Here is a 23,996-nt window from a genome sequence, read left to right as displayed (position 1 = left end):
TTTCACATCTGCTGCTAAAACGCTTGGACATAAAAGATATAAACACGCTAGTTAAATAGGTATATGTACTTATTTTCGAAAACAGCAAGGCTGGTCGGAACCGGTTCTTTGATATAATATACCTAAAAAATATTAAAAAAAATGCGTAGCACATGTTAAGAAAATATTAGTTTCATTTCACTATACCTACCTCTTAACATGAAAATAATCCCCTTGAATGTAGCAAACATAGGGTCATTTTCGATAATCACCATATGCTTACTACCCCCAAGGGGATTAAGTTTGATCGCTTTATTCAGTTCAATCCAACAACACCTTCAGATCTTCAAGCCTGGTAACAGGTGCCTGACAGGTAAAATGCTCACACACATATACGGCTGGTTTGCCTTCCACAAGATTGTAATCACGGATATAAGAAACCGTCTCTGCAATCTCCGACTGTCCTTCATCCTTCAAAATAACGACCGTATTCGGCCTGAACCCAGCTCGAACTGCCTGAATGAACTGTACGGTCTGCAGATCGTCCCTATGACCTACAATCACAATCTCCTTCGTCGTTCCCGTCGCATACAACAACGCGCTGAGCAACGCGGAGTGGCCTGACGGGTAATGAGCAACCATACCGCCAAAAGCCTTAAACTGCTTGGCTGCATAGTTCTCTAATTGAGATTCACCCGTTAGCCGCGCAAGCCTCACAAAATTATAGGCCGCGATGCTGTTACCCGACGGAATCGCACCGTCATAGATTTCTTTAGGCTTGGCAATTAGCTGCTCACTATCTGACCCATAAAAGAATAATCCGTCCCGTTCCTCATCCCAGAACAAATCGATCATATTTTGATTGAGCGTCAACGCCCGTTGCAGATACTCTATATCGAAGGTCGCCTGGTATAACTCGATCAAGCCCCACACATAAAAAGCATAATCATCTACATAACCGGGATAAGCTGCTTCTCCGTCCCGATAACGTGCCAACAGCCGTCCGTTCTCCTGTCTCAAATGGTTCCACAAAAACGTCTCAGCCTTCCGAGCTTGCTCTGTATATCTCGTGTCTCCAAAAGCTTGTCCCGCCTTCGCCAGAGCAGCAATCATCAACCCGTTCCACGAGGTCAAAATCTTGTCATCCTTGTGAGGATGAACACGTTGCTCTCTGGCAGCAAACAGCTTGGCGCGTAGCTCACTAACCCGCTGCTCCAGTTCCTGCTCAGTCAAGTCATGCTTGATCCCATAGGCTTCCAGATTGATATCAATCAGGTTTGGAATGTTGTGGCCTTCAAAATTTCCGTAAGGTGTAATTCCATACAAATCGTTGAAAAAGGCGGCATCCTTATCGCCCAATACAGCCCTTACCTCGGAATCGTCCCAGACGTAGAATCTCCCCTCTTCTCCTTCGGAATCTGCATCTTCCGCCGAATAAAAGGCACCACCTGCATCCGTCATGTCTCTTGTGATATATGTAAAGATTTGTTCTGTAATCCGTCGGTACAGTTCCTTGCCTGTCACCTGCCAAGCCTCTGTATACGCGATGGCCAACAGAGCATTGTCATACAGCATTTTTTCAAAATGCGGCACCAACCATTTCTCGTCCACGGAGTATCGTGAGAACCCCATGCCTATATGGTCGTAGATTCCGCCCCGGGACATCGCATCCAGCGTCTTCTCTGCCATTTCCAGTGCCTCTTGATTCCCCGTATGCTGTGCATATCGCAGCAAAAAAGACAGGTTATGCGGAGAAGGAAACTTAGGAGCTTCCCCGAAGCCGCCATATTCCTTATCGAAGGTGTGGCTGTATTCATGGAAAGCTTTATTCAAGCTCTGTTCATCCAGTTCACCGCGATAACCTGCAAGCAAGTCCTGCCGCTCATGCTCGGTAAGCACCTGCTCACTCAGCTCCACCAGCTCTTCGGGCTGTTCTTTCCACCGGGTACCCACCTTGTCCAGCAGCTCCAACAGTCCGACACGGCCAAATTTCTGCTCCTTGGGCAAATACGTCCCCGCAAAAAAAGGCTTCTGATCCGGCGTCATCAATATCGTCAGTGGCCAGCCTCCATGCCCCGTCATCGTCTGGCAGATGGACATATAGATATGATCCACATCTGGACGTTCTTCACGATCCACCTTAATGGATACGTAATCCCTGTTTAATACCTCAGCTACTTCTTCATCCTCGAAAGATTCTCTCCCCATTACATGGCACCAATGGCAAGTGGAATAGCCGACAGATAGGAAAATAGGCTTGTTATTACGCTTAGCAGTTTCAAAAGCCTCATCTGACCAAGGGAACCAATTTACTGGATTGTGAGCATGCTGTAGCAAATAAGGTGATTTTTCCTTGGCTAGTCTATTCGGTTTGCTGCTCGTTGTCATGGGACATCACCACTTCCGTAGTTGGATTTTATGCTTGGTACTATTTTACCCTAAATGAATGGTAAAAGTCGGAAGGGATGAAAAAAGATAATATCAGATTAGAATATATCAGTATCCCTCTCCCTCACCGGCTCATCCAGCACGATCAACTTGAGTTTTAACGCAATCACCTTGGCGACATTGACACGCTGAGGTCGGAGCTTATTAGAGGAGTTTAACATTATACTCATTAGAACATCTCCAGAGCTTTCAGTAAGGCATATTCACTTGTTCTAGCCCCTTCTTTTGAAAAATGCGCATCCGGAAACGCGGGAGACATATGATGGTACCCGGGATAGACATGTAATTCCACTAAGACACCATCAATGGCCAGTTGTTTTGCAAAAACTAAGACCTCATCAATGAATAAATCAAGGGTACCTATATTTATATAAGTCGGTGGTAATCCGGCCAATGACTTAGCACGGGCCGGCACATAATACTCACTTACCTCCTCCTGACCCGGTTCATCCCCCAATACAGATTTCCAGCCAAAATAGTTGCTTTGTTTTGTCCAAATAAACTCTCCTGCGTATGGATGCTCTGGTGCGGTGCTTGTGCGATCATCTAGCATTGGCCTCATTAATCTTAGATGATGGATTTCGAATTCCTTCTGATCACGAATGTACAAGGCTAGGCCAGCCGCCAATCCGCCGCCAGCGCTGCTGCCCCCTACGGCAACTTTCTGAGTATCTATCCCTAACTCTTCCGCATGTTCAATACACCATTTTAGGCCCGAATAACAATCCTGTAACTGACTTGGCTGTACATGCTCTGGTGCTAGGCGATAGTACACAGATACACAACAAAAACCATGTTGTGAAGCAAGAGATGCATTAGCAGGACGATCCACGACTGGACTTCCTAAGACCATCCCGCCTCCGTGTATCGAATAATATAGAGGCATCTTATGATGCTTTGATTGTGAGGGCTTAATGATTTCTATTTGAATATCTGGACCCCTAAATAGCTTGGCACAACCTTTTTTTCTAATGTAATAGGGAACATCTGCGTTACATCTATTTGTTGCATCATTTGAGATTGATTTTTACGTGCTTCCATTAGTGTAGATTCGGTAAGGTCGGTTATTGGTATTAAATCAACTGCACTGATAATTTCTGGATCAATCAGATGTCTACTTCTACTTCTTTGCTCCCCCATAGTAATCGTTTCCCCGCTTTCTTGTTTTAAAGACAATGAATCAATACATATTTCAATTGTTGCTGTCGTTTATATTCATATTTTAAAGATTAAAATAAGCTTTATAAATGAAAACAACGATTTAGAATCATTTTTGGCATAAAAACAATAATAAAAAAATGAAGTACAGCCTTTGAAATAGAATGGGTCTGTTGGATCATTGAGGGAGGGTGAGCGGAATTTTGGGATCAAGAACGGTATGTAAAAAGTTCAAGAGAGAAAATGAAATGCCAAAAACGTATTTCGGAATCTGGATGTGGGAGATAATGCGAGAACACACATCAAACCTTTTGCCAAATAAAAAAGACGTGACCGGATTGGTCGTTCACAGCGATCATCCGATCACGCCCTAAGCTCACCACGTTATGAGGCCAAAATTAAATTCATTTATGCGGGTAGAGTACCACGCCACTTTACAAACTAGGTATTTTTATGTGAATAAACAATTTTCTTAATGGTTTCGGTAGAGAGGAAAAACTCCTTAGCTAATTGCTCGATACTGCTGCTATTTTGAAAAGCATTTCTGATTGCGGCATTTCGCTGTTCAAGCAACCTTCTCCCGCCACTCAAACTGCCCCAATTCATTTATTCCGTTTTTGGCTTGGGAATATACAGAGTCTCTCCTTGAACATATTTTTGAATTTCCATAATTAGTTTTTTAGGTAAAATTTTTGTAGCATTCGTATATCTCAATTTTGCTCGCCCCTTATTTTGATTCTTTAAAATAAGGTGCAAAGCCAAAAATATTAAAAAAGCTTGTTCAGCGTTAAAAATTGTTTCGCCCCATACAAAGTAACGCTTTCCTAATAATTGGCTTTGCATGAGTGTAAGAAGTCACAGACAATCCCAATAGATTCTCCATCAGTAGGCACCCCCTTTTACTTCGCAAGTATAGCATAACTTCTGCTCACCTGGGACCAGCTAAATGATATCAGTACAATCCAACCATTAAAATTGAGCTGATATATAACTGATCTTCATTCGTTTATGAGGTGTTGCCGGGACTTTTGTTTGCCCGACTCTTGTTATTTGCAAGCCGATGTTTTATATTGACATAAGAGCAGGTCAAAAATAAAAGAGGTGACGGACGAGATGTCTCCACGCACGAAGGAACAAAACGAAGAGATCCGGCTGCGGCGTCTGGCGCAAATCCGGAAAGCCGCTGCCGATGTGTTTTTGAATAAAGGGCCTTTACTGGAAATCCGCGATGTGGCCGTCCAAGCGGGACTCGGCTATGGCACGGTATACCATTATTACAGTAATAAGGGCAATTTGCTCCACGATCTGCTATGGGACGCGTTGGAGCGGGCCGGGGGATGGCTGGAGGCCCCGCGCGCTTCGGCTTCGGGGGAGGCGCCGGCGGGCGGGCATTTCGGCTTGGCTGCTGCGGCGGACACCGGGAACTCGGCTGCCGCGGATTCCCAAAGCGGAAGCCGCGAAACGGCCGCTGCCGCAGAGCTTGGCCCCGCCGCCGCCGCCGGCATTCGGCTGCTACAGCTTTGGGCGGAGGACCACGCCCTGTACCTGCTGCATAAGCTGGCCGGTGAGGGCTTTGCCTCGCTGCCTGAAGCGCGCTCGGCCCCGCTCTCGGCCGCCTTTCGCCGGGAGGTGCTCGCGCCGCTTGCCGCGCTGCTGGAAACCGGTCATGCGGTGGACGGGACTGCCGCTTCCGGCGGAAACGCGGCGGAGCCGCCGTATCCGCTACAGCGCGCGGAAATGCTGCTGGCCGCCTTGGTCGGCTGCGCCTCGCTTTCGCTTCGCCGCGGAAAGCTGCACGAGGAGGCCAAAGATATCGTCCGGTTTTTAAAATTATAGAATTGATAAGGAGCGAATAGACAAAAATGATCATTCTAAAATCACCTAGGGAAATCGAAGAGATGAAGCCGGCGAGCCAAATCGTTGCGGACTGCTACCGCGAGGTGGCCAAACTGATCGGGCCTGGGATCACCACCCGGGAAATCAATGACTTTGTTGCCAGACACATCACCAAGCTGGGCGGCAAGCAGTTTACGAAAGGGTACAACGGTTTCCCCGCCGAAACCTGCATTTCGGTCAACGATGTGGTGGCCCACGGCATTCCTTCGAACCAGGCGCTTATGGACGGCGACTTGCTGAAGCTCGACATCGTCGTGGAATACGGCGGATGGTTTGGCGATTCGTGCTGGTGCTATGCGGTGGGCAATATCCGGCCGGAAGCGCAAAAATTAATGAAGGTGACAAAGGAATGCTTGGATCTGGGGATCGCCCGGGCACTCCCGGGGGGCCGGCTCGGCGACATAACGTCGGCGATTCAACAGCATGCGGAATCAAACGGGTTTTCGGTCGTACGCGATCTGCTGGCGCATGGGATCGGGCGGAGCCTGCACGAGGAGCCAAGCTACGAGCATATCGGCGTAGCCGGCAAAGGCATTCGGTTAAAGGAAGGCATGGTGTTTACGATTGAACCGATGATCAACCAAGGTACGTTCCGTATCACGATCGACGACGATCAGTGGACGGCGAGAACGGCCGACGGCAAGTTGTCAGCGCAATATGAGCATACGATCGCAGTTACGTCGGACGGACCACTGATTTTAACGGCCCAGTAAGAATAGAGGCGAACGGACGGCAATGCGTCATTTTAGGAAATAAGTCGCCAACCCGGCCTGCCTGGCTTGACGAAAGTTCGTAATCTGAAACGCGAAAAAGCGCTGGTTCCAGCCTGGGACCAGCGCTTTTTTTATATGGTTTGTAACTTTACCGATTTACGAAAAACCACATTGTTATGCGGTTTTTTATTATGACTTTGGTATCGTGTTACGGATTTACACTCTCTCTTGGCTAGCCTGTCTTGCGTGTATTTTTTTCATTGCAAATCTTGCTATTGGCTGAGCAATCAATAGCTCAATCCAAAATGCTACACCAAAATTTCTAAACCAACTATGAAAGAAGTTCTGAAAAGGTTCTAGGCTTATTTGTTTCGTACCAACCCAAGTTCCTATAATGGTTAGAAGAACAGATAAGACCGTAACATTCAATAAAGTATTCAATAAAACTCTAGCATTAAATCCATCTGTTTGTCCTGCGAATTTGGGTATCACTTTACCCACTAACGGTCCCGCAACCAATCTTACTAACAAAACAACGATAATCCACATAAACGGAATAATCTTTAGCGTTTCTAAATAATTTTCTTTACTAAAGCCGCGCTCCAATCCCATAATAATTGGGGCGATCGTGTTTACTGAAATAATTGAAATAATCAATAAAAATAATATACCTTCTTTTGCGTTTTGAGGCAGTCTTTCTTCCTTATACATATTGTTTCCCTCCGAAATAAAAATATTTCAGATGGTAGACGTATCATGCGACATATATTTTTGGTCATTAAAACTAGTACCAATATCTCTACACACTGATCTAACAATTATAACAACTTTTTTTAAACAAATAAAAGGGTTTCTAAAACATTTTTTCCAGTTAATTGAACAAACTCCAGCTAACTTTAATTAGAGAAATCTGATAATCTAAGTTTATCAAAAGAGACATTAAGGAGTATATGAATCAGATGAGCAATTTTCTAAGTGAATTTGAGGAAAGATTTAGGGCAGGATTTTTGGATGATCTTAAAAGCATACTGGAAGAAGTGAAGAATGAGCGGGTTTACGCTTGTGCTTTTGGCACAGACAGCGATTTTATCACCTTGTTTCTTGCTGTTAATACGGAGGAATCACTTGTTAGACATATCACAAACATGAAAGCCCAAGGCCTGTGCAACAGCAAGGAAGATGAAAATTATTATAGATGGGGATTAAGCGAATATCAATATGGCGATACAACACATCTCAATCATATTAGCAAATTTCTGTATGCAACCGAAAATGTGTTTGACTATAAAGATGAAGTGATAAAAATTATGGCCAAGGTAGTTAAGGAAACAGACGATGTACTTTTTAATCAATTCGGCCAATCCAAAGAAGATATTATTTTTTTCGTGTCCATGACGGATGATGATATGGCCGAGGAACTGGAAAATCAGTCCGTAATTCAGATGACAAACGCCAAATTAGTTGATGACTTCTTGCATCGTTATCAATAGAAGTGCAGTTTGAAGCAACTCACGAACTGTCTTCTCCTCCACTGTCTTCTTTTCACCACCAAGTATAATGGGAAGCAGTGAGATTAACTCCTTGCTTCCCATTTGCTTATTTTGCGAATAATTGTTCTTTCAACCACTGCCTATAAAACTGCAGTTGCTCTTTGGTGTGAAAATAATGTTTTCCATGTTCCATCACTTTTAGATGGCAATGAAATCGGCTTGCAAACGTAGATATGACATCATATTCACACAAGTCATCTTCAGTACCATAAAGAATGGCAGTTGGCTTATTCCATGTATCAACCGGATGTGATTTTACATAACAGTAATAATCCCAATAAAGTGTTTGCCCAATGGGTGTAGATACTTCTCTTTCAACTTTTAATCTATCCTCACTTACACTGAACCATGTCATCATATTTTTGATTATTCTCTCCATATCTAGCACTGGAGAAAGAAACAGACATTGTTTTAGTGGGAGATGATTATAAGCAAGCAAACTAAAATACGCACCCATGCTACAAGCGAAAATACTAATGTCATCCCATTGCTTTTGTGTGTAACGCATGATTATGTCAAGATCATGAACACAATTTTGAACTTTACAGACGTACGCTTCTTCTTTGCGATCACCATGTTCAGGCAAATCAAAACTAATGACTTGATACCCTTGTGCCGTTGCTTCTTCTGCAAATATAACGATCACATCATCTGCCTTGTTTGACATATTACCGTGGATAGCTATAAATATCTTATCTGATTCAACACCCCACAAAATTGCCGGAATGCCCTCGATTTTCAATTCTTGCTTTATCATTACTTTATCCTCGCTTAAAACAGCCAATGGTACGTTGTCTTCCTGATCAAAATGTTCTTTGCGATTCCACTGCTCCAAATTTATTTTGTTAGAATTCATGATCAGAACCCTACTTTCACCCAATTCAGAAAAATTGAGTGCTATATCCTATGATACTACGATGGTAAGAAAAACAAACTACGCCGCTATCATACTCATGGTATGGGAATCCGTTTGTTTTATTGTAGCGAGACTCCGGTGCAGCTTATGATTGACGATTCCGATCACCACGTCCGGCTCCATTTCATCCTGATGGGAGAGCATAACCATTGCTGCAATATCTCCCATCTGATATGCCGCCGTCAACGCTCTCAGAAAAGTTTTCGAGTTTTCACTTTCCGGTAAGGATAACTCTCCTTTCAGAAGATCCTCCCTGACTGCTCCAAGCGATTTTCGTGCCCGGTGGAGTGCAACTTTTACCGCTCCCTCCGTTGTTTCAAGCATGTCGGATGTCTCACGAATCGAATATCCAAACACATCTCGCAGCAAAAAAACAGTTCTCTGAAGCGGAGATAAATGATTCATTAAGGAATGCAGCGCTATCTCGATTTCAAAAGATCCATGATCGGGTACAGTTACTTTCGCTTGTTCCCTATTCAATATCCGAGTGTAGACTGCTTTTCTCCGTATGTCATCAATCCAGGTGTTCTTAGCAATCCGTAGCAAAAGCGCTTCGGGATTTGTATGCTCGAAGCTATTTAACTTACCTAATGCTTTGATCCAAGTGTCCTGAGCCAGTTCTTCCGCATCCCAATTTGATTTCGTAAGCGACAGACAGTAACGTTTCAGGACCGCCTGTAATTCCTCCAAGTTCTCGATGTTTATTATATTATCTGTCATTTGTATAGAATCATCTATGCGCATAGGTCCTCTCCTCCACGGTCTTATTCTGCCCTTTCCTAGAGCAAAACCATTTGCTACCTCCAATGTAAACGAACAAGTGGTTGTAAAAGTTACACCATTTACGTAAATCGTTTTCCCATTAAAGCCTCCGTATCTTTTTACGGCCTCGGTTCGTTTACAAGGAGAAATCAACTGGAAACAGGAAATTGGGGGTATAAAAAATGAGTGTTTATGTGCCTTATGTTGTCGAGCAAACTGCTCAAGGTGAAAGATCGTACGATATCTATTCCAGACTATTAAAGGATCGTATTGTGTTTGTCGGGGCAGCCATTGATGACCATTTGGCTAACAGTATTATTGCTCAATTATTGTTCCTGGCGGCAGAAGATCCGGAAAAAGAAATTTACATGTATATCAACAGCCCGGGTGGCTCTACTTCCGCAGGATTTGCCATTTATGATACGATGCAGTACATCAAACCCGATGTGCACACGATATGTACGGGATTTGCTGCTTCGTTTGGCGCGATCCTTTTGCTGGCGGGCGCCAAAGGGAAACGTTCGGCGTTGCCGAACAGTGAAATCATGATCCATCAGCCGCACGGCGGCGCACAAGGTCAAGCTAGCGATATTGCGATCAGCGCAAAACGAATTTTATGGACTCGTGAAAAGGCAACCCGTATCACAGCTGAACGGACCGGGCAATCTTTTGAAAAAGTCGAAAAAGATATGGACCGGGATTTTTACATGTCCGCTCAAGAGGCACTGGAATATGGTGTTATTGATCAAGTGATAACTTCTTTGTAAAGTATGCTCAAAACCTAATGATCTGCAAGAAACTTCAAGAAATAATACGAGGTGATATCATGTTAGCAAGCTTACAAGGCAAGGAAGTAACTATTCATTTTATAGATGGGACAAATGTATGCGACGGGATATTGGATCAGATTGACGACAAGTTCGTTAAATACGTTACGCAATATCAGACGCTTGTTATTCCTATTACATCCATTCGCACCGTATCCATTGACATTAAGGAACGGCAACGCTACAGAGTTGGATTCGCCCCATGAACCTATTTTAGCATGGGTGGCAATTACATGTACGGAGGCCCGATATTATGGAAATTTCACAGGGAGTAGAAATGCTTCAGCTAGATTTTCATGGGAATATGATTCACCCCATTCTTTTGTGGGATCGAGAAATGGCTGTATTAATAGATACAGGATTTCCTGGGCAAATTGAAGATTTACGCGTGGCTATGGAAAAGGTAGGCGTGTCGTTTGACCAACTAAAAGCTGTGATTTTGACGCATCAAGATGTGGATCATATAGGAAGTCTTCCTGAGATTTTGCAGGAGTGTGGCAGTCATATTAAAGTCTATGCACACGAACTGGATAAGCCGTATATTCAGGGGGAGATCCCTCTTTTAAAAGATGGTCACCTTGTGAATCCCCCGAAGGGCAAAGTGGATGATATCTTAATAGATGGCCAGGAACTTCCGTTTTGCAGCAGGATTCGAGTCATCCATACGCCTGGGCATACTCCGGGTCATATCAGCCTTTATTTAAGGCAAAGTAAAACTCTTATTGCCGGGGATTCGATGTACAGTGTAAACGGGATTCTCGCAGGAATTCATGTCCCGACCACACCCGATATAAATGCAGCTCATCTCTCATTGAAAAAGTATTTGGATCTCGACATTGCATCCGTAGTTTGTTATCACGGGGGATTAAGTAATGTACATGTGAATGATCAGATATTAGGACTTACCCAAGGATTATAAAATTAAAGTTCCAGCAAGTTACCTTTGGTGGAACGATGTTGTGAACGAGAAGATTATTTAAAATAACACTTTGTTAATTCGTGATTGAACTTTAACAAAGTGTTATTTTGCATTTTACAAAATAGATCTTCATTGTTTATTCCTGCAATCCAACTAACTGAGATGAACGATAATTTTCATTAAGTTGCATTCTCTGAGCGTATGAGTCATTATTCCATCCTGGCTAAACCTTGCTAACTGCGAATTCGAGGAATATCCACCTTTGCGTCCCTCCCCGTTTGGCTTTTAGGGTATGATCTTAATTAAATCGCTAACCGATTATTTGCTCCGTCTCTGCTACGTCCCCTGCCTCAACCATATCATCCAGTTAGGCCTTCCGAATCGCCTGTTCCAGATCCTCCTACATATCCTCGGGAGCTTCAATGCCGATCGACAGCCAAATCAGGTCGGGGGTAATTCCTCCCTCTGGTCTGCCACTGCTTGTATCATGCAGGAGATGTTATAAGAATTAATGAAGTGTCTTTAGTGCCTCCGCCGTAAAAGGAATTAGCTCATCTGTCCGGCCGTCACGAATTTTGGCTACCCACTCAGGATCAACCAACAGGGAACGGCCTATGGCCACCAAATCAAACTCCTCACGTTCGAGCTTTTGGATTAATCCATCAATCCCAACATGATTTGCTCCCTTTCCTTCGGTGAAAACACTCATAAATTCACCGTCAAGGCCAACGGACCCAACCGTAATGGTCGGTTTACCTGTTAGTTTTTTGGTCCAGCCGGCAAGATTCAGCTCAGAGCCCTCGAATTCAGGCTCCCAGAAACGGCGAGTAGAACAATGGAAAATATCCACGCCCGCATCAACCAGTTGCGCCAAGAACTGCTCCAGCAGTGCCGGCGTTTCAGCCAACTTCGCTGTATAATCGCTTCCTTTCCATTGTGATAAACGCAGTACAACTGGGAATTCTGGTCCAACGGCCTGACGGCAGGCCTTGATGACCTCCACTGCAAAGCGTGTGCGTGCAATTATATCACCGCCATAACGATCGGTACGTTGATTGGTTTTTTCCCAGAAGAATTGATCGATCAAAAATCCATGAGCACCATGCAGCTCAATACCATCGAACCCAAGTCGCTTGGCTTCCGCTGCTGCCTGTGCGAAGGCTTGGATGATCTCTGCAATTTCTGCTTCCGAATAATCGTTAACTTGGCCTCGTGCTCCCATATGCCAGAATTGCGGGATGATCTTTCCGCCTGCCTTATGTACCTCAGCCACCACATTTGCCCAACCGTTTAGTGCAGCTTCACCATAAAAGTGCGGAACATCGGCTTGATTGGACGCGTCCAGGTGATTGATCACCGTTCCTTCGGTCACAATAAGTCCCACACCATTCTCAGCTCTGCGGCGGTAGTAGGCAGCTGAATTTGCACCAGGCACACCGTCCGGAGAAAATTGACGGGTCATCGGTGCCATCACGATACGATTAGATAATTTCAAGTTGCCTAATTCAAAAGATTTAAACAAGGGTTCTACGGATTGAGTATGGTTCATAATTGCCTCCAAATTTGATATTTATTTAAAAAGCTTAAGAAGTATCACAGACCGTTCCTTTAATGTAATAAAAGTGATCTACTCTTCCCAGTGATGACGTATTATTGACTACAAAGTCAATAACTTGACAAAAAAAGATCAAGGCAAGATCATTGAAAAAGACACGCGTAAGATTGCCTTGATCTGTTCCCTGGACGCACCTGATTTCTCCTGAATTCGCGCGCCGAGAATAGCGTTGTTCAGATAAGATGCAAGCTCTTCGCTGGAAAAACGCGTCGTAATCAACTGCTGTTCCTGGCCACTGATGACGATTTTCTCCAGTATTTGTTCGGCTTCAGTGAACATCAACTCTATTTCGCGTGTGACCTGATCATCTTCTGTTCCGAATTCCAGAGCGGAATTTACCATCAGACAACCTCGGGAAGTGGCTTCTTCGTCCAGCAGAGAGTCGCGTAACGATTCCAGCTTGTTCACTGGAGACATTTCCTGCGCTTCCAACTTTTCAAGTATCTCTATATATTGTTCACGATAGTGTACTAACGCCTTCAGGAACAACGATCGCTTGTCGTTAAATACACCATACAAACTTTGCTTCTTAACCCCCGTAGTGCGAGTTAGATCCTCATAGGAGGTTGACTTGAATCCCTTGTTCCAGAATACTTCCATAGTCTGTTGCAACACACGATCAACATCAAATTCTCTTGGTCTGCTCATGGACTCACTTTATCATTTATTGACTATGCAGTCAATAATCTTTTATTGGTAAAATTATAAAAAAAGACGGTGAAGACGTTAATTCGCGGTTAGCTTTCCCCCTTTTGAACAAAGAAATACGAAAAAGAGCCGTGCGTCAACACGACCCATGATAATAGATAATGTATTCTCCTAATGATTTATCGGTCATAAAAACATCACTCCACGTGTGCTAACTTGTATATAGATCAGACTTTAACTGATTAAAAATATATTCTTGCATTTGATCTAAAAGAAGAATGATGTTAGCATCTTTGCCATTTTTCAAAACCCACTGAATAGACATCATTGAGTTAGCAGCATATAGTTCTGCTAAATACTCTAATGCGATCGAAGTTGAAGAATTCTGTTGCTTTAAATAATCTAAGCAAGTCCTAAACAAAATTTGTTCAAATTCCTTACGTAGATCTGCTGTTACTTCATGAACGGCTAACAATGTTGAAATTTCGAGCTTATTCTTAATCATATTATCGGTTACAAGTTCTATGGCGTTTGCCACCTTGCCATCTTCCGTGGGATCAAAACGCTGCTCAATTTCAACTTTAAAATCAGAAGCATACTGTTTAACTATTTTTTCTAGCAAGTCGTACTTATCCAAATAATGACTATAAAAGGTAGAACGTCCGATAAGAGATTGATCACAGATTTTTTTGATCGTAATTTCTTTAAAATGATTTTGTTGGAGTAATTCTATTAAAGCTCGCTCAATAGCTATTTTTGTTTTATAAATTCTGATATCTTCATTCATTCAACCACTTGCTCCTTATGTGTAAGTTTTCGAACACTTCATATATAACATGTAAGACATCTTACAGATTATGCGATACTAATTATTTTTTATGTAGTAACTATACTCTATAGTAAGCACATACCCAAATTGAAGGAGGAAAATATATGTTTAAATCATATGTCAATAATGAACAATTCAATCTTCAAATTAATCGTTTTATCAATGATTATTATCAAGAAGATGATCAATACGTACCTATTAGCCGACTCGCACAAATCCAACAAGAATTAATCAATGCTGCGTCCATTACACCAAAGTATTTACTAAAGAAACAGGTGGTAGCAGGTCACAGGGAGTTAGCATTTAATGAAATGAAGAAATTCATATAACAACTGTAAAAATATATTGTTCGTACGCAACATGCCCATCAAAATCGTAGTTCCATAGCTTCAATCGTTATTATCCAATCAAAGCAGATGTTTTTTCAACAACGTCCATTCGCTCTCATTAATGCCCGATCCTTTTCTTTTAATCGCGGACATGCGTAACAGTAACCAAATTCACGATCCAAGCAATAAGCCAGGCAACAAGCTGTTTTCACTAACATTTTTTGATCAGGGATATTTGGGTGTTCAATGAAATTTGGTTTAATATTAAACGGGTTATTACGGAGTCCGAACGCACTAGCATCGACATCGTGTGTGAGCAATTTGAAAAAAGAAATGATCCTGGTTCTACTTTCTTCATCAGACGCTTCGGCCAACTCTTCTTCCATTTGAGCATACAACGCATTAACGATTTGTCCCCATAATGGAATAGCGTTTATGGGGGCCAGTTGGGACAAAAGTTGGATTATAGGCGTTACCTGTTCCCTGTAAAAGGAATCAAGCGATTTCTTCTCCCCCTCATCCCAGTCCATTATCGAAATTTGGTTAAATCGCACTTCGTTGATTTTAAATGAAAAAAGCGGATAGCCGTCAACTACATATAATTGTACGGATAAATTAGATAATGATAAATCCAACAGCAACACGTTGCCTTGATACAGCATGTGCTGCATCGCACCGCATACCCCGGCGTACCAGCTAATAAAAAAAGCTGCTGCTGCTGAACGTTCTTTAGCTTTGATGAGCGTGCCGTATGTGTCGATTAAGTGATTCATATTTTCAACTTTTAATAGATCAAATGCAGGGATGGTAAGCACGGTTTTATCGAGCTCATTCAAAGTAAGGAAAAATTTTTCTTCCAAATGTTGAAAATCAACCGTGCCCATAGCATACACTCCCATTATTGTTCTCTATTTTTCAAAAGCATGAACGACATCGTTAATAGCATGAAGATCTGCCAATGGAGACATGCCAAGACTAAACCATTCCTTGCCTCCCATCATGTGAACCTGTTTTTTTTTCACGGCTGTCATGTTTTTCCATAAAGAGCTGTTCAGCATTTCCTCATATCTATTCCGAACTTCTTGACTGGAGTCATCATCTAACTGCAAAATGATATGGTCAGGATTATATTCCGGTATTTTTTCCAATGAAATGGATAGACTTAGCTCACCCTGTGGATATTCTTTAATCGGCTTTAGACCTAATGTCTTATGGATGAAGATTCCCCGATCACTATTTTCTCCGTAAATAACGATCTCCTTCGCCATAATCATCATGTACATGACTGTCTCGTCACCAACTAGAGAATGAAGTTTCTCCTTCGCTTCAGTTTCTTTCGTTTGCAAATCCTGAATGACCTTTTCAGCCTGTTCCACTTTGCCTAGAACCTTGCCAATATCCCGTAACTCATCACGCCAATCATCCCGCTGCGGTAAAAGCACCGTTGGTGCAATTTTGGAAAGCTGAGCATAATCCTTATCGGACCACCACGTAGGGGCAATAATTAAATCCGGCTTAGAGGCCAGAATAGCTTCAAAATTAGGAGTTTGGGCAATTCCCATCTTCAGTGTATCTTTAAACGGTTCCTTTAAATAGGATGGGAAATCCGGATGATAGTTTTGTACCGCAACAGGCGTAACGCCAAGTGCATATAACAACTCTGGGTAAACAACAGAGAGTCCAATGACCCTTTTGGGCTCCGTTGGAATACTAAGGTCCCCTTTTAAAGTTGAAATAACGTGCTGCTCAGCAGCGGCTCCTTTATTCGCTTTTTCAGTATTGCTAGCTGTGTTTCCTGCATTATTGGCTCCACAAGCAGTACTTACAATGACGAACAATACGATAATTAAACCTGCGATTATATGTCGTTGTTGCTTCATTCTTCGGTGGTCCTCCTGATCATTTGATTTATTTATGACAACCTCTAATTAAAATTGATTATCATTATCATATATTAGGAGTATAGATGAATTTATAATTTCGGAATATTGACGATAGCGACTTTTTTTCATGCACGATCCCGCCAAATCTTTAAAACTTCATCCAGCATAAGCTCATGAGTGAAAGCCGTATATTCTACCCAAGGATATGAGGGAAGGAAGTCCACCCGGCTGTTCCTGACAGCTTTCAAATCACTCCATAGCTTAGAATTCATGAGTGTTTGCCAACTTAATTGTGACTGAATGTCCTCGTCTACGATGAGCAATAAACGATCTGGATCAAAATTCGCTAGTTGGTCAGGCGTTATCTGCTGATTTTGACTCAAAAGATCGACACCTTGCACAGGCAGAACATGCAGATCATCGTAAAATACTGTGCCTAGGCTTCTACTGCCCAAAACATTGTAACGATCACCGGTGATTCTCAGAATGAGGAGACGATCATCCTTGAATACATGTTTCACTTGCTCTCTTACAAAAAGAGCCCTTCGATCATATTTTTCAAGCCAAGTCTCGGCTGTTACGGTCTTGTCCAGAAATTTCCCAATTAAGCGCAAATGCGTACGCCAATCGTTCTCCATCCAGGGTACAAAAAATGCAGGTGCAATTTTCCTCAGCATTTCCTGTTCCTCAGGAGATACCAGAGTGTCGATACCAACAATAAAATCGGGTTCAGCAAGTCGAATTTCTTCTCTCTTGATCCATTGATTTGAACTTAGAGGGAGCACGGCATCCATGTGATACTTTCGCTTGAAATAACCAGTCCATGGGTGATCGGCTGGTGCGGCGAAAGGATTAATTTGAAGCGCAATCAATTGTCCAATGTTGGGGAAATCGTAGGCGACTATTTTTTTTCTGCTGTTCTGCATAAATGCCGCTGGAGGCACGCCCGATACCTGTTTAAATTTGCGCCGAAAATAAGTATCGTCATGGTAACCTACATGTCGTGCAATATCTCGAAGACGATTTTGCCCACCCGACCTCATCAGCTGTTGTGCCTGCTCGATTCGGAACACTGCCAAATAGTCGATCGCGCTGCAGCCATACCTTTTTTTGAATAATCGCATAAAATGACGGGTACTCATTCCCCCCACCTTGGCCAAGTGATCGATTGTCAGTTCTTTCTGGTAATGCTGCTCTATATAGCCTTTGATATAGTCTAGGGCTGTTTCCGAATCGTTTCCTTGTTCAAGATGGGCATCTTGCAAGATGGTATGCAGCAGTTCTTGAAAGAGAATTTGCCCGCGAAATCGTTTTAAATGATCATCCTGCAAGTATTGGTTAATGGTATCGCACAACGTATTAACAGAAACAGGCGACGTAACGATAACTTCCCCTTTAGCCGGAAACGGGCTGTTCTTCTTAATAATCTGCATCGAATGGGCTGAAGATACCTCATCGTCCATAACATCAAATCGAAGATAATAAAACCCTCGTTCATCAAAGGAGTGCGCGGCTGCTTCGATGAGTTCTCCTGGCGTACACACGTAAACGCTGCCCTGTCGAAGTTCGGTGAATTGCCCATCAATCGTTAGCCAGCCTTGACCGCTTGCCGCAACAAGAATCATGTGGGATTCGATAAACTGAAGTCTTAGCTCCCAATCATTTGCTTGATTCTTGATATGCTCAATTTCTCGTAGCTTGAAACACATCCCTTCGAGGGGTGCATATTCTTTATGTTTAAAGTTCTTTTCTATATCAACCAAGTAATCTCACCGCCCTCATACTAGCTAAAACATTTAACCTTGATACAAGTCAGACTTTAACTGATTAATAATATATTCTTGCATTTGATCTAAAAGAAAAATGATGTTCGCATCTTTACCATTTTTCAAAACCCACTGAATAGACATCAAGCATACTGTTTAACTATTTTTTCTAGCAAGTCGTACTTATCTAAATAATGACTATAAAAGGTAGAACGTCCGATAAGAGATTGATCACAGATTTTTTTGATCGTAATATCTTTAAAATCATGTTGTTGGAGTAATTCTATTAAAGCTCGCTCAATAGCTATTTTTGTTTTATAAATTCTGATATCTTCATTCATTTAACCACTTGCTCCTTATGTGTAAGTTTTCGAACACTTTATATATACCGTGTAAGATATCCTACAGATTATGCGATACTAATTATTTTTTATGTAGTAACTATACTCTATAGTAAGCACATACCCAAATTGAAGGAGGAAAATATATGTTTAAATCCTATGTCAATAACGAACAGTTCAATCTTCAAATTAATCGTTTTATCAATGATTATTATCAAGAAGATGATCGAGCACAAGCTGACTTGGAAGAAATGATTCCGAAATTAAACGACACCCATAGCTGGTATGAAGCTTGGCTCAATTTTGCAAAGAAACGCGAAGACAGCAAGGACTATGACTTAGCCTCAGTCTACTATCAAGCTGCAGAATTTTATCTTGCAACCACAGACCCCAATAAAGAAAAAATGTATCGAAAATATAGAGAAATGTTCTATAAAGGCTTTCATGATTTTGATTATGAATCCTACAAGATTCCCTATGAAGACTCGTATCTTCCTGCTGTAAAATTATTGACACCTGGAGCTACGAAGACATTACTTGTCTTTGGTGGCTATGATTCTTACATGGAAGAGATGCTTAAAATGATGAGATTTATGAAGGGAATTGATTACAATATTATTGTATTCGATGGCCCTGGCCAAGGAACTGCTTTAAAAAACGGCCTAAAATTCATTCATAACTGGGAAAAGCCCATATCAACGGTGATTGATTATTTCAAATTAGATCATGTTAGTCTCGTAGGTGCTTCTTGGGGAGGATATTTAGCTATGCGTGCGGCAGCCTTCGAAAAGAGAATCGATAAAGTAGTTGCTTTTAACATTTTCTATTGTGGTTTAGATGCCTTAAAAATGGGAATGTCAGAAGAGACTTACCAGAGCATAGTGCAGCTAGTCGATCGTAATGAAGTAGATCAAGTGAATTCATTATTCGAACAGATGATGACTCACAATATTGATTTACATTGGAAGATTACCAAAGGGATGGAAAACACCGGTGTAGCAACGCCTTTTGATCTCATTAAAAATTTCGAAAAGCACACGATGCAAGGCATTGGAGCATTCATTAATCAAGATGTTCTTTTATTAGCTGGAGAAGATGATCAATACGTACCTATTAGCCGACTCGCACAAATTCAACAAGAATTAATCAATGCTGCGTCCATTACAACCAAAGTATTTACTAAAGAAACGGGTGGTGAGCAACACTGCCAAGCAGGCCACAGGGAGTTAGCATTTAATGAAATGAAGAAGTTCCTATAACAAAGAGATATAAATACTATAATTTCTTGCATAAAAAATTCAGAGTATGGTTAATGCGGATATTTAGTAAATATTTAAAAGAATTATGTATAACGAATGGTTTCCCCAAAAGGGGAAACCGCCTTTTTTACGTCTCATTTTGATCTGCGTATTTAATAAGAATTTTATCCCCTATGATTTTTTTTATTTCTGGGTAAGTTAAATGATCTAGTCCTTTGTTTGTTCCTACAATAATTATACCTTCATCATCAGATCCGCTAAATTAGCGGCTTTTTTGTTTTAAAAGTGCTGGCGCGTCAGTCCTTTTTTTATAAAACATCAACGTGGTTTCCATATATCGCAAAACCGAGAATGGATGGTATAATGAAGGATGATTTAAAGGAATCTGTAGTGTAGTGAAGGGATGATTCATATTGATAAATCACGATAATCTTGAAGAGTATCGAGACCCGATTAATTATGATCTTGAATTTGGCGGTGAGACTAATAAATACAATTTCTATCTTGATATGGCTAGATTGAACCCAGGCGAGGTTCTGGAACTTGCATGTGGTACAGGATTGACAACCATTCATTTATCAAAATCGGGGATACATATAACAGGTGTTGACATTTCTTCATCGATGCTTGAATATGCGCGGGTTAAAGCTCAAGGTTTGCCTGTGGATTTTATTGAAGCTGATGCTCGTACATTCGATTCCGAAAAGCGTTTTTCCATGATTTATTTGACAGGAAATGCATTCCAGGCATTTTTGAGCGATGACGATCAACGAGCCTTACTCGAAACCGTCTACAAGCACCTAGAATCAAATGGGATATTTGTTTTTGAAACACGAAACCCCTTGGGAACCGATTTATCCAACCAAGAGGAAAGCATCTGGGGAAATTTTATCGATAAAGATGGAATTAAAGTCAAGATATCTGGGACACAGTCGTATGATTCAAGTAACCAGATCATGCACTGGGTCACGTTCCGTGATTGGGGATCGGAGAAAACAATTTCTCGAATTGCATGTCGCTTTACTGATAATGACACGCTTCAGCGTTTATTAACGAGCCGCGGCTTTTGTATCGAAAATCAATATTCGGACTGGGATAAAACACCGTTTACCCCTTTATCTCCTTCCATCATTACTGTTTGTCGAAAACATGGAGCCTAAAACGAATAATCCCGGAATGTTCATCCCAAGTGTTTGACGACCGCGCGTAAGATATCGATGTCATTCGCATGTTTTTGAATGAACAACAGGCTATTCCAGTGATTCCCGGAAAGAAAAATCGCCGAGTCACCCTAAAATATGATCAGGACGTTTACAAAAAAAACGTTATTTACCTCGGTTGAGTTCATTAAGACATAATAACATTATTCAAATTTATGGAAAATCATCTTTATTACTAATTGTTATATGAATTAGAAGACTTAATCCCTATGACCTCTGACTTATATTTATTAAATTCAGCTCCCCCTTCATTATAAATAAGTACCTTTTTAATGCCTCATCTTCTTCTGAATAATCGTGAAAATATATCTTATTTCAGTTATATGATCATAAGATTAACAGCCATCTCATATTAAATAAGCCGGTACGCTATAGCGTCCGGCCCTTGCCTTTTAACTCTATTCTGTATAAGTTTTCTTTCCCTTTACTTTACAAAGGTATACCTTAGTTTCGATAATTTTTCCCATCAAATATTTCTAACATCATCAAAACTCCCGTTTTGTACCCAGAAATATAATCCGAGGCAGATAATATAGAAATTAGGACATCATTTAAATCAGATAGTTCTTCAATTAACTTATAATCTTGTTCTGGCAATCTTGCTTTTAGAGTTTCCATAGAAGCGGATATTTTCTGATGGGTTAGTTCAAGTTCAGGGTTCTTCGGTTTGATTCGTTCACTTGGATACCATTTGCCGTAATATATATCCTCCAAGATACTCATTTCATCTTCTCCTTCTTGATACAGACTTTGCGTAAATTTCGGATCCGTAGATGCGTTTTGTTCCCCAAAAATAAGAATATCCTATTGGAAATATCAATATTGAATTTTAGCGAATATTTCACTAGGAATAATTGAAGGACTATTGGCAAATTTCCACCAAACAAGCACAGACTATTTATTAAATAGAACAAACCAAAAGAAGCCCTACCCCTTAGGATAGAGTTCCTAAAATCATCAAGCCATCTCACATATGAGCATTTTCCGCTACAAAATTGTCTGATCCTATTGTTCGATCGGCATCTTCCGTTCAAGAAACATTTCATCTTGATATCCAATGGGTAGTACATTAATTAATCTAACTCATAGCCTAACGACTTAATCTGCAATGAAACGGTTAAAAGAGCCAATCTAATTCATCTAAAGTAGGCTTTAAAGAATAAGGAACCTCCATAAATGGAGATCCCTTTTTTTAATAAAATAACATAAATATTTAAAATTTCTCACTTATTAAGCAATTTTTTTGTTACCCAGGTTATAGCTGCATTATTGACATCTTCACCCTGGCCACCGTGGGGAGCTTTAGAGTTAGACATAAAAATATTTTCTACTCCTGCATGGTTAAGAGTATCTCTAAGTCTCAAACTTTGTTGAATAGATACTAAACTGTCACTTCCTCCATGTGCAATAAACATGGGTGGATCATCTGAAGATACATAATTTATAGGACTTGCCAATTCTGCCAACTTTACTTTTTCCCAATAAGGAGAATTGGTTTGTTTTTTATCCCGAATATCTCTCAGGACTGCCACACCTTGTCCTTCTTTATCAAATCCAAGAAGTTTGGCTTCAGCTGCTCGTGGAGAGTCATGTGTTTCGGCTGCCTCCTCAGGAGATTGCAGGGTTGGGTCCATCTCAGGGCCCATGGTAAACATATCTGTTGGACCGTAAAAATCAACTGCAGCCATTACTTTGCTTGAATACTCAAGATTGCCCCCAACATCACCTTCAAGCTCTTTTATATCACTAGTAACAGCGAGTTCGGTAGCCAGATGTCCACCTGCAGAATTTCCTGCTACTGCAATTTTTTCTGGATCAATACCGTATTCCTTGGCATGTGCACGCAGATATCTGATACTGCCCTTAACATCATAAATGGGAGCCGGAAAAATAGCTTCGCCACTTAGCCGATAATCTATGGAAACGAAAGCAATTTTATCTTCTAATACTTTTTTGAAAACTTGATATGCTGAATCTGTAGCCACTTGATCTGTAGCTCTACCTGTCATTTGTGCTGGTCGATTTGGTGGCGCGGCTGTTTCCTTCTTTGCATCTTTAGGCGCATCATCGCCCTGATAGTCCCCTATAGCCCATCCTCCACCATGAATATATACCAAGACAGGAGTTGCTTCGGTTACACCCTCCGGCTTAAAGATGTTCATTTTTAACTCTTTTTTCTTTCCATCGTCATTAGTTACGGTTGCATACACCACATCTTTATAGGTAGGAGCCATACTAATCACATCTGTAGGAGGACTTTCAGCAGCTACGAAACTTTCCTTTTGTGTGGCAAAAGCCAATGTTGCTAAAAGTACGAAGGATACCATTCTTAGTTTTTTATTCATACTCTCTCTCCTCACTTTTTTTCATTCTCGCATTCTATCAGGTTATCTAAAGTTCTTATTAAGAAACTTTGATACAATGCTATTTCTTCCTCGCTAAATCCCTTGTAAAAAATCTCTCCGACTTCATCAATAATCTTTTTGTTCAATTCCACTAATTTTTCATTTCTGTTCACTACTTTAACTATTGTTTTCCGTTTGTCTGTTTGGCAAGGCATAAAACTGATATGTCCTGCTTTTTCCAACTTAGCTAATATACTCGTTAAAGTTGACTTTTGAAGATTGGTAACCCTTGAGATTTCATGTATAGGTATTTCGTCTTTCGTCCAAAGATAAAACAAAATCCTTGCTTGAGTTGCTGTTAAAGTATCAACCTCAGATTCCCTGTGTTTTCTTGAAACTATTCTAGCCAGCAATGCATCTATGGATGCTGATAAAAAAACAGATCTTCCTTTTATAATTCCCATGTGCACCTCCATTTTCTCAAAAAAAGTACCATATCGTACTAATATTATAGTTCGATATGGTACTATTTTCAACCTGTATTTTTTGAATGTTTGCATTCATTATCTCTTGCGATCTGTAGATCACCCCAA

At 41.3% G+C, this 23,996-nt stretch carries 24 protein-coding genes and 2 pseudogenes; 9 read left to right on the top strand and 17 right to left on the bottom strand.

The window, feature by feature from the left end; genetic code table 11:
• Positions 1–300 precede the first annotated feature (300 nt).
• The 4 genes and pseudogenes from ACUUJN_RS12285 to ACUUJN_RS12270 all read right to left on the bottom strand — a co-directional run bounded on the left by ACUUJN_RS12285 (position 301) and on the right by ACUUJN_RS12270 (position 4,299).
• On the bottom strand, positions 301–2,367 hold the full coding sequence (locus ACUUJN_RS12285) for a thioredoxin domain-containing protein (protein ID WP_071558773.1): 2,067 nt from the start codon (positions 2,365–2,367) through the stop codon (positions 301–303).
• Positions 2,368–2,465: 98 nt separating this feature from the next.
• Complete coding sequence (locus ACUUJN_RS12280) at positions 2,466–2,597, bottom strand: hypothetical protein (RefSeq protein WP_256253353.1); 132 nt, start codon at positions 2,595–2,597, stop codon at positions 2,466–2,468.
• Positions 2,597–3,567 (bottom strand): annotated as a pseudogene (locus ACUUJN_RS12275) (alpha/beta hydrolase fold domain-containing protein). The gene ACUUJN_RS12280 and the pseudogene ACUUJN_RS12275 overlap by 1 nt, the downstream one beginning before the upstream one ends.
• 459 nt (positions 3,568–4,026) lie before the next feature.
• A pseudogene (locus ACUUJN_RS12270) lies at positions 4,027–4,299 on the bottom strand (CD3324 family protein).
• A gap of 399 nt (positions 4,300–4,698) precedes the next feature.
• Here ACUUJN_RS12270 and ACUUJN_RS12265 point away from each other — a divergent pair.
• Both ACUUJN_RS12265 and map read left to right on the top strand, forming a co-directional pair.
• Positions 4,699–5,421 (top strand): TetR/AcrR family transcriptional regulator, encoded by a 723-nt coding sequence (locus ACUUJN_RS12265; RefSeq protein ID WP_068939457.1) that lies wholly within the window; start codon positions 4,699–4,701, stop codon positions 5,419–5,421.
• A gap of 26 nt (positions 5,422–5,447) precedes the next feature.
• Positions 5,448–6,194, top strand: coding sequence for a type I methionyl aminopeptidase (gene map, locus ACUUJN_RS12260; protein WP_068939459.1), 747 nt, complete (start codon positions 5,448–5,450; stop codon positions 6,192–6,194).
• A 216-nt stretch (positions 6,195–6,410) separates the two neighbouring features.
• Here the strand turns inward: map and ACUUJN_RS12255 are convergent, their stop codons facing one another.
• Positions 6,411–6,905, bottom strand: coding sequence for a DUF2798 domain-containing protein (locus ACUUJN_RS12255; RefSeq protein ID WP_068939461.1), 495 nt, complete (start codon positions 6,903–6,905; stop codon positions 6,411–6,413).
• Positions 6,906–7,153: 248 nt separating this feature from the next.
• Here ACUUJN_RS12255 and ACUUJN_RS12250 point away from each other — a divergent pair, with 248 nt between their 5' ends.
• Complete coding sequence (locus tag ACUUJN_RS12250; RefSeq protein WP_068939463.1) at positions 7,154–7,684, top strand: DUF4303 domain-containing protein; 531 nt, start codon at positions 7,154–7,156, stop codon at positions 7,682–7,684.
• A 106-nt stretch (positions 7,685–7,790) separates the two neighbouring features.
• Here ACUUJN_RS12250 and ACUUJN_RS12245 read toward each other — a convergent pair whose 3' ends face one another.
• On the bottom strand, positions 7,791–8,501 hold the full coding sequence (locus ACUUJN_RS12245) for an alpha/beta hydrolase (protein WP_023988525.1): 711 nt from the start codon (positions 8,499–8,501) through the stop codon (positions 7,791–7,793).
• Between the two features lie 177 nt (positions 8,502–8,678).
• On the bottom strand, positions 8,679–9,404 hold the full coding sequence (locus tag ACUUJN_RS12240) for an RNA polymerase sigma factor (protein ID WP_068939465.1): 726 nt from the start codon (positions 9,402–9,404) through the stop codon (positions 8,679–8,681).
• A 200-nt stretch (positions 9,405–9,604) separates the two neighbouring features.
• Here ACUUJN_RS12240 and clpP point away from each other — a divergent pair, with 200 nt between their 5' ends.
• Genes clpP through ACUUJN_RS12225 form a run of 3 tightly spaced genes read left to right on the top strand, consistent with a single transcriptional unit; the run spans position 9,605 to position 11,168 of the window.
• Positions 9,605–10,189 carry an ATP-dependent Clp endopeptidase proteolytic subunit ClpP gene (gene clpP / locus ACUUJN_RS12235; RefSeq protein ID WP_013310269.1) on the top strand — a complete coding sequence of 195 codons (585 nt, stop codon included), beginning with the start codon at positions 9,605–9,607 and terminating at the stop codon, positions 10,187–10,189.
• Positions 10,190–10,248: 59 nt separating this feature from the next.
• A complete protein-coding gene (locus tag ACUUJN_RS12230; RefSeq protein WP_053326565.1) occupies positions 10,249–10,455 on the top strand; it encodes a hypothetical protein in 207 nt (68 codons plus the stop codon).
• A 47-nt stretch (positions 10,456–10,502) separates the two neighbouring features.
• Positions 10,503–11,168 (top strand): MBL fold metallo-hydrolase, encoded by a 666-nt coding sequence (locus ACUUJN_RS12225; RefSeq protein WP_484669673.1) that lies wholly within the window; start codon positions 10,503–10,505, stop codon positions 11,166–11,168.
• Between the two features lie 508 nt (positions 11,169–11,676).
• Here the strand turns inward: ACUUJN_RS12225 and ACUUJN_RS12220 are convergent.
• The 3 genes from ACUUJN_RS12220 to ACUUJN_RS12210 form a co-directional block, all read right to left on the bottom strand.
• Entirely contained in the window at positions 11,677–12,717 is a 1,041-nt protein-coding gene (locus ACUUJN_RS12220) for an NADH:flavin oxidoreductase (protein WP_179086222.1), read from the bottom strand.
• A 138-nt stretch (positions 12,718–12,855) separates the two neighbouring features.
• Positions 12,856–13,431, bottom strand: a complete 576-nt coding sequence (locus ACUUJN_RS12215; RefSeq protein ID WP_076295931.1) for a TetR/AcrR family transcriptional regulator — start codon at positions 13,429–13,431, stop codon at positions 12,856–12,858.
• Positions 13,432–13,642: 211 nt separating this feature from the next.
• Complete coding sequence (locus ACUUJN_RS12210) at positions 13,643–14,218, bottom strand: TetR/AcrR family transcriptional regulator (protein WP_341063772.1); 576 nt, start codon at positions 14,216–14,218, stop codon at positions 13,643–13,645.
• Between the two features lie 146 nt (positions 14,219–14,364).
• On the opposite strand from ACUUJN_RS12210, the gene ACUUJN_RS12205 reads away from it, so the two are divergent.
• A complete protein-coding gene (locus tag ACUUJN_RS12205; RefSeq protein WP_028541348.1) occupies positions 14,365–14,589 on the top strand; it encodes a hypothetical protein in 225 nt (74 codons plus the stop codon).
• 95 nt (positions 14,590–14,684) lie between these two features.
• Here the strand turns inward: ACUUJN_RS12205 and ACUUJN_RS12200 are convergent, their stop codons facing one another.
• From ACUUJN_RS12200 to ACUUJN_RS12185, 4 genes are all read right to left on the bottom strand, one after another.
• Positions 14,685–15,473: a hypothetical protein gene (locus ACUUJN_RS12200; RefSeq protein ID WP_068940986.1), complete on the bottom strand. Its 789-nt coding sequence runs from the start codon at positions 15,471–15,473 to the stop codon at positions 14,685–14,687.
• Positions 15,474–15,497: 24 nt separating this feature from the next.
• Positions 15,498–16,469 carry an ABC transporter substrate-binding protein gene (locus ACUUJN_RS12195; protein WP_075154179.1) on the bottom strand — a complete coding sequence of 324 codons (972 nt, stop codon included), beginning with the start codon at positions 16,467–16,469 and terminating at the stop codon, positions 15,498–15,500.
• 128 nt (positions 16,470–16,597) lie between these two features.
• Complete coding sequence (locus tag ACUUJN_RS12190; protein ID WP_484669672.1) at positions 16,598–18,235, bottom strand: helix-turn-helix domain-containing protein; 1,638 nt, start codon at positions 18,233–18,235, stop codon at positions 16,598–16,600.
• A gap of 146 nt (positions 18,236–18,381) precedes the next feature.
• Positions 18,382–18,579: a TetR/AcrR family transcriptional regulator gene (locus ACUUJN_RS12185; RefSeq protein WP_075154177.1), complete on the bottom strand. Its 198-nt coding sequence runs from the start codon at positions 18,577–18,579 to the stop codon at positions 18,382–18,384.
• A 146-nt stretch (positions 18,580–18,725) separates the two neighbouring features.
• Between ACUUJN_RS12185 and ACUUJN_RS12180 the strand changes: the two genes are divergently transcribed.
• Complete coding sequence (locus ACUUJN_RS12180) at positions 18,726–19,838, top strand: alpha/beta fold hydrolase (protein WP_264453800.1); 1,113 nt, start codon at positions 18,726–18,728, stop codon at positions 19,836–19,838.
• A gap of 413 nt (positions 19,839–20,251) precedes the next feature.
• Positions 20,252–20,998, top strand: coding sequence for a class I SAM-dependent DNA methyltransferase (locus ACUUJN_RS12175; RefSeq protein WP_076160960.1), 747 nt, complete (start codon positions 20,252–20,254; stop codon positions 20,996–20,998).
• A 504-nt stretch (positions 20,999–21,502) separates the two neighbouring features.
• On the opposite strand, the gene ACUUJN_RS12170 is transcribed toward ACUUJN_RS12175, so the two are convergent.
• The 3 genes from ACUUJN_RS12170 to ACUUJN_RS12160 form a co-directional block, all read right to left on the bottom strand.
• Positions 21,503–21,781, bottom strand: coding sequence for a DUF6809 family protein (locus ACUUJN_RS12170; RefSeq protein ID WP_076160936.1), 279 nt, complete (start codon positions 21,779–21,781; stop codon positions 21,503–21,505).
• A 500-nt stretch (positions 21,782–22,281) separates the two neighbouring features.
• Entirely contained in the window at positions 22,282–23,403 is a 1,122-nt protein-coding gene (locus ACUUJN_RS12165) for an alpha/beta hydrolase (protein ID WP_023988513.1), read from the bottom strand.
• Between the two features lie 11 nt (positions 23,404–23,414).
• Positions 23,415–23,867, bottom strand: coding sequence for a MarR family winged helix-turn-helix transcriptional regulator (locus ACUUJN_RS12160; RefSeq protein ID WP_028541357.1), 453 nt, complete (start codon positions 23,865–23,867; stop codon positions 23,415–23,417).
• Positions 23,868–23,996 lie beyond the last annotated feature (129 nt).

The sequence above is a fragment of the Paenibacillus sp. LRG-1 genome (genome assembly GCF_057220305.1).
The sequence above is the reverse complement of the archived record's forward strand: the minus strand, read 5'-3'. Positions and strand labels throughout refer to the sequence as shown.

What these genes read in the sequence shown, in the direction of transcription:
- ACUUJN_RS12285 (WP_071558773.1), bottom strand. Translation starts at nt 2,367, where the DNA reads ATGACAACGAGCAGCAAACCGAATAGACTAGCCAAGGAAAAATCACCT.
- ACUUJN_RS12280 (WP_256253353.1), bottom strand. Translation starts at nt 2,597, where the DNA reads ATGAGTATAATGTTAAACTCCTCTAATAAGCTCCGACCTCAGCGTGTC.
- ACUUJN_RS12265 (WP_068939457.1), top strand. Translation starts at nt 4,699, where the DNA reads ATGTCTCCACGCACGAAGGAACAAAACGAAGAGATCCGGCTGCGGCGT.
- map (WP_068939459.1), top strand. Translation starts at nt 5,448, where the DNA reads ATGATCATTCTAAAATCACCTAGGGAAATCGAAGAGATGAAGCCGGCG.
- ACUUJN_RS12255 (WP_068939461.1), bottom strand. Translation starts at nt 6,905, where the DNA reads ATGTATAAGGAAGAAAGACTGCCTCAAAACGCAAAAGAAGGTATATTA.
- ACUUJN_RS12250 (WP_068939463.1), top strand. Translation starts at nt 7,154, where the DNA reads ATGAGCAATTTTCTAAGTGAATTTGAGGAAAGATTTAGGGCAGGATTT.
- ACUUJN_RS12245 (WP_023988525.1), bottom strand. Translation starts at nt 8,501, where the DNA reads ATGATAAAGCAAGAATTGAAAATCGAGGGCATTCCGGCAATTTTGTGG.
- ACUUJN_RS12240 (WP_068939465.1), bottom strand. Translation starts at nt 9,404, where the DNA reads ATGCGCATAGATGATTCTATACAAATGACAGATAATATAATAAACATC.
- clpP (WP_013310269.1), top strand. Translation starts at nt 9,605, where the DNA reads ATGAGTGTTTATGTGCCTTATGTTGTCGAGCAAACTGCTCAAGGTGAA.
- ACUUJN_RS12230 (WP_053326565.1), top strand. Translation starts at nt 10,249, where the DNA reads ATGTTAGCAAGCTTACAAGGCAAGGAAGTAACTATTCATTTTATAGAT.
- ACUUJN_RS12225 (WP_484669673.1), top strand. Translation starts at nt 10,503, where the DNA reads ATGGAAATTTCACAGGGAGTAGAAATGCTTCAGCTAGATTTTCATGGG.
- ACUUJN_RS12220 (WP_179086222.1), bottom strand. Translation starts at nt 12,717, where the DNA reads ATGAACCATACTCAATCCGTAGAACCCTTGTTTAAATCTTTTGAATTA.
- ACUUJN_RS12215 (WP_076295931.1), bottom strand. Translation starts at nt 13,431, where the DNA reads ATGAGCAGACCAAGAGAATTTGATGTTGATCGTGTGTTGCAACAGACT.
- ACUUJN_RS12210 (WP_341063772.1), bottom strand. Translation starts at nt 14,218, where the DNA reads ATGAATGAAGATATCAGAATTTATAAAACAAAAATAGCTATTGAGCGA.
- ACUUJN_RS12205 (WP_028541348.1), top strand. Translation starts at nt 14,365, where the DNA reads ATGTTTAAATCATATGTCAATAATGAACAATTCAATCTTCAAATTAAT.
- ACUUJN_RS12200 (WP_068940986.1), bottom strand. Translation starts at nt 15,473, where the DNA reads ATGGGCACGGTTGATTTTCAACATTTGGAAGAAAAATTTTTCCTTACT.
- ACUUJN_RS12195 (WP_075154179.1), bottom strand. Translation starts at nt 16,469, where the DNA reads ATGAAGCAACAACGACATATAATCGCAGGTTTAATTATCGTATTGTTC.
- ACUUJN_RS12185 (WP_075154177.1), bottom strand. Translation starts at nt 18,579, where the DNA reads ATGAATGAAGATATCAGAATTTATAAAACAAAAATAGCTATTGAGCGA.
- ACUUJN_RS12180 (WP_264453800.1), top strand. Translation starts at nt 18,726, where the DNA reads ATGTTTAAATCCTATGTCAATAACGAACAGTTCAATCTTCAAATTAAT.
- ACUUJN_RS12170 (WP_076160936.1), bottom strand. Translation starts at nt 21,781, where the DNA reads ATGAGTATCTTGGAGGATATATATTACGGCAAATGGTATCCAAGTGAA.
- ACUUJN_RS12165 (WP_023988513.1), bottom strand. Translation starts at nt 23,403, where the DNA reads ATGAATAAAAAACTAAGAATGGTATCCTTCGTACTTTTAGCAACATTG.
- ACUUJN_RS12160 (WP_028541357.1), bottom strand. Translation starts at nt 23,867, where the DNA reads ATGGGAATTATAAAAGGAAGATCTGTTTTTTTATCAGCATCCATAGAT.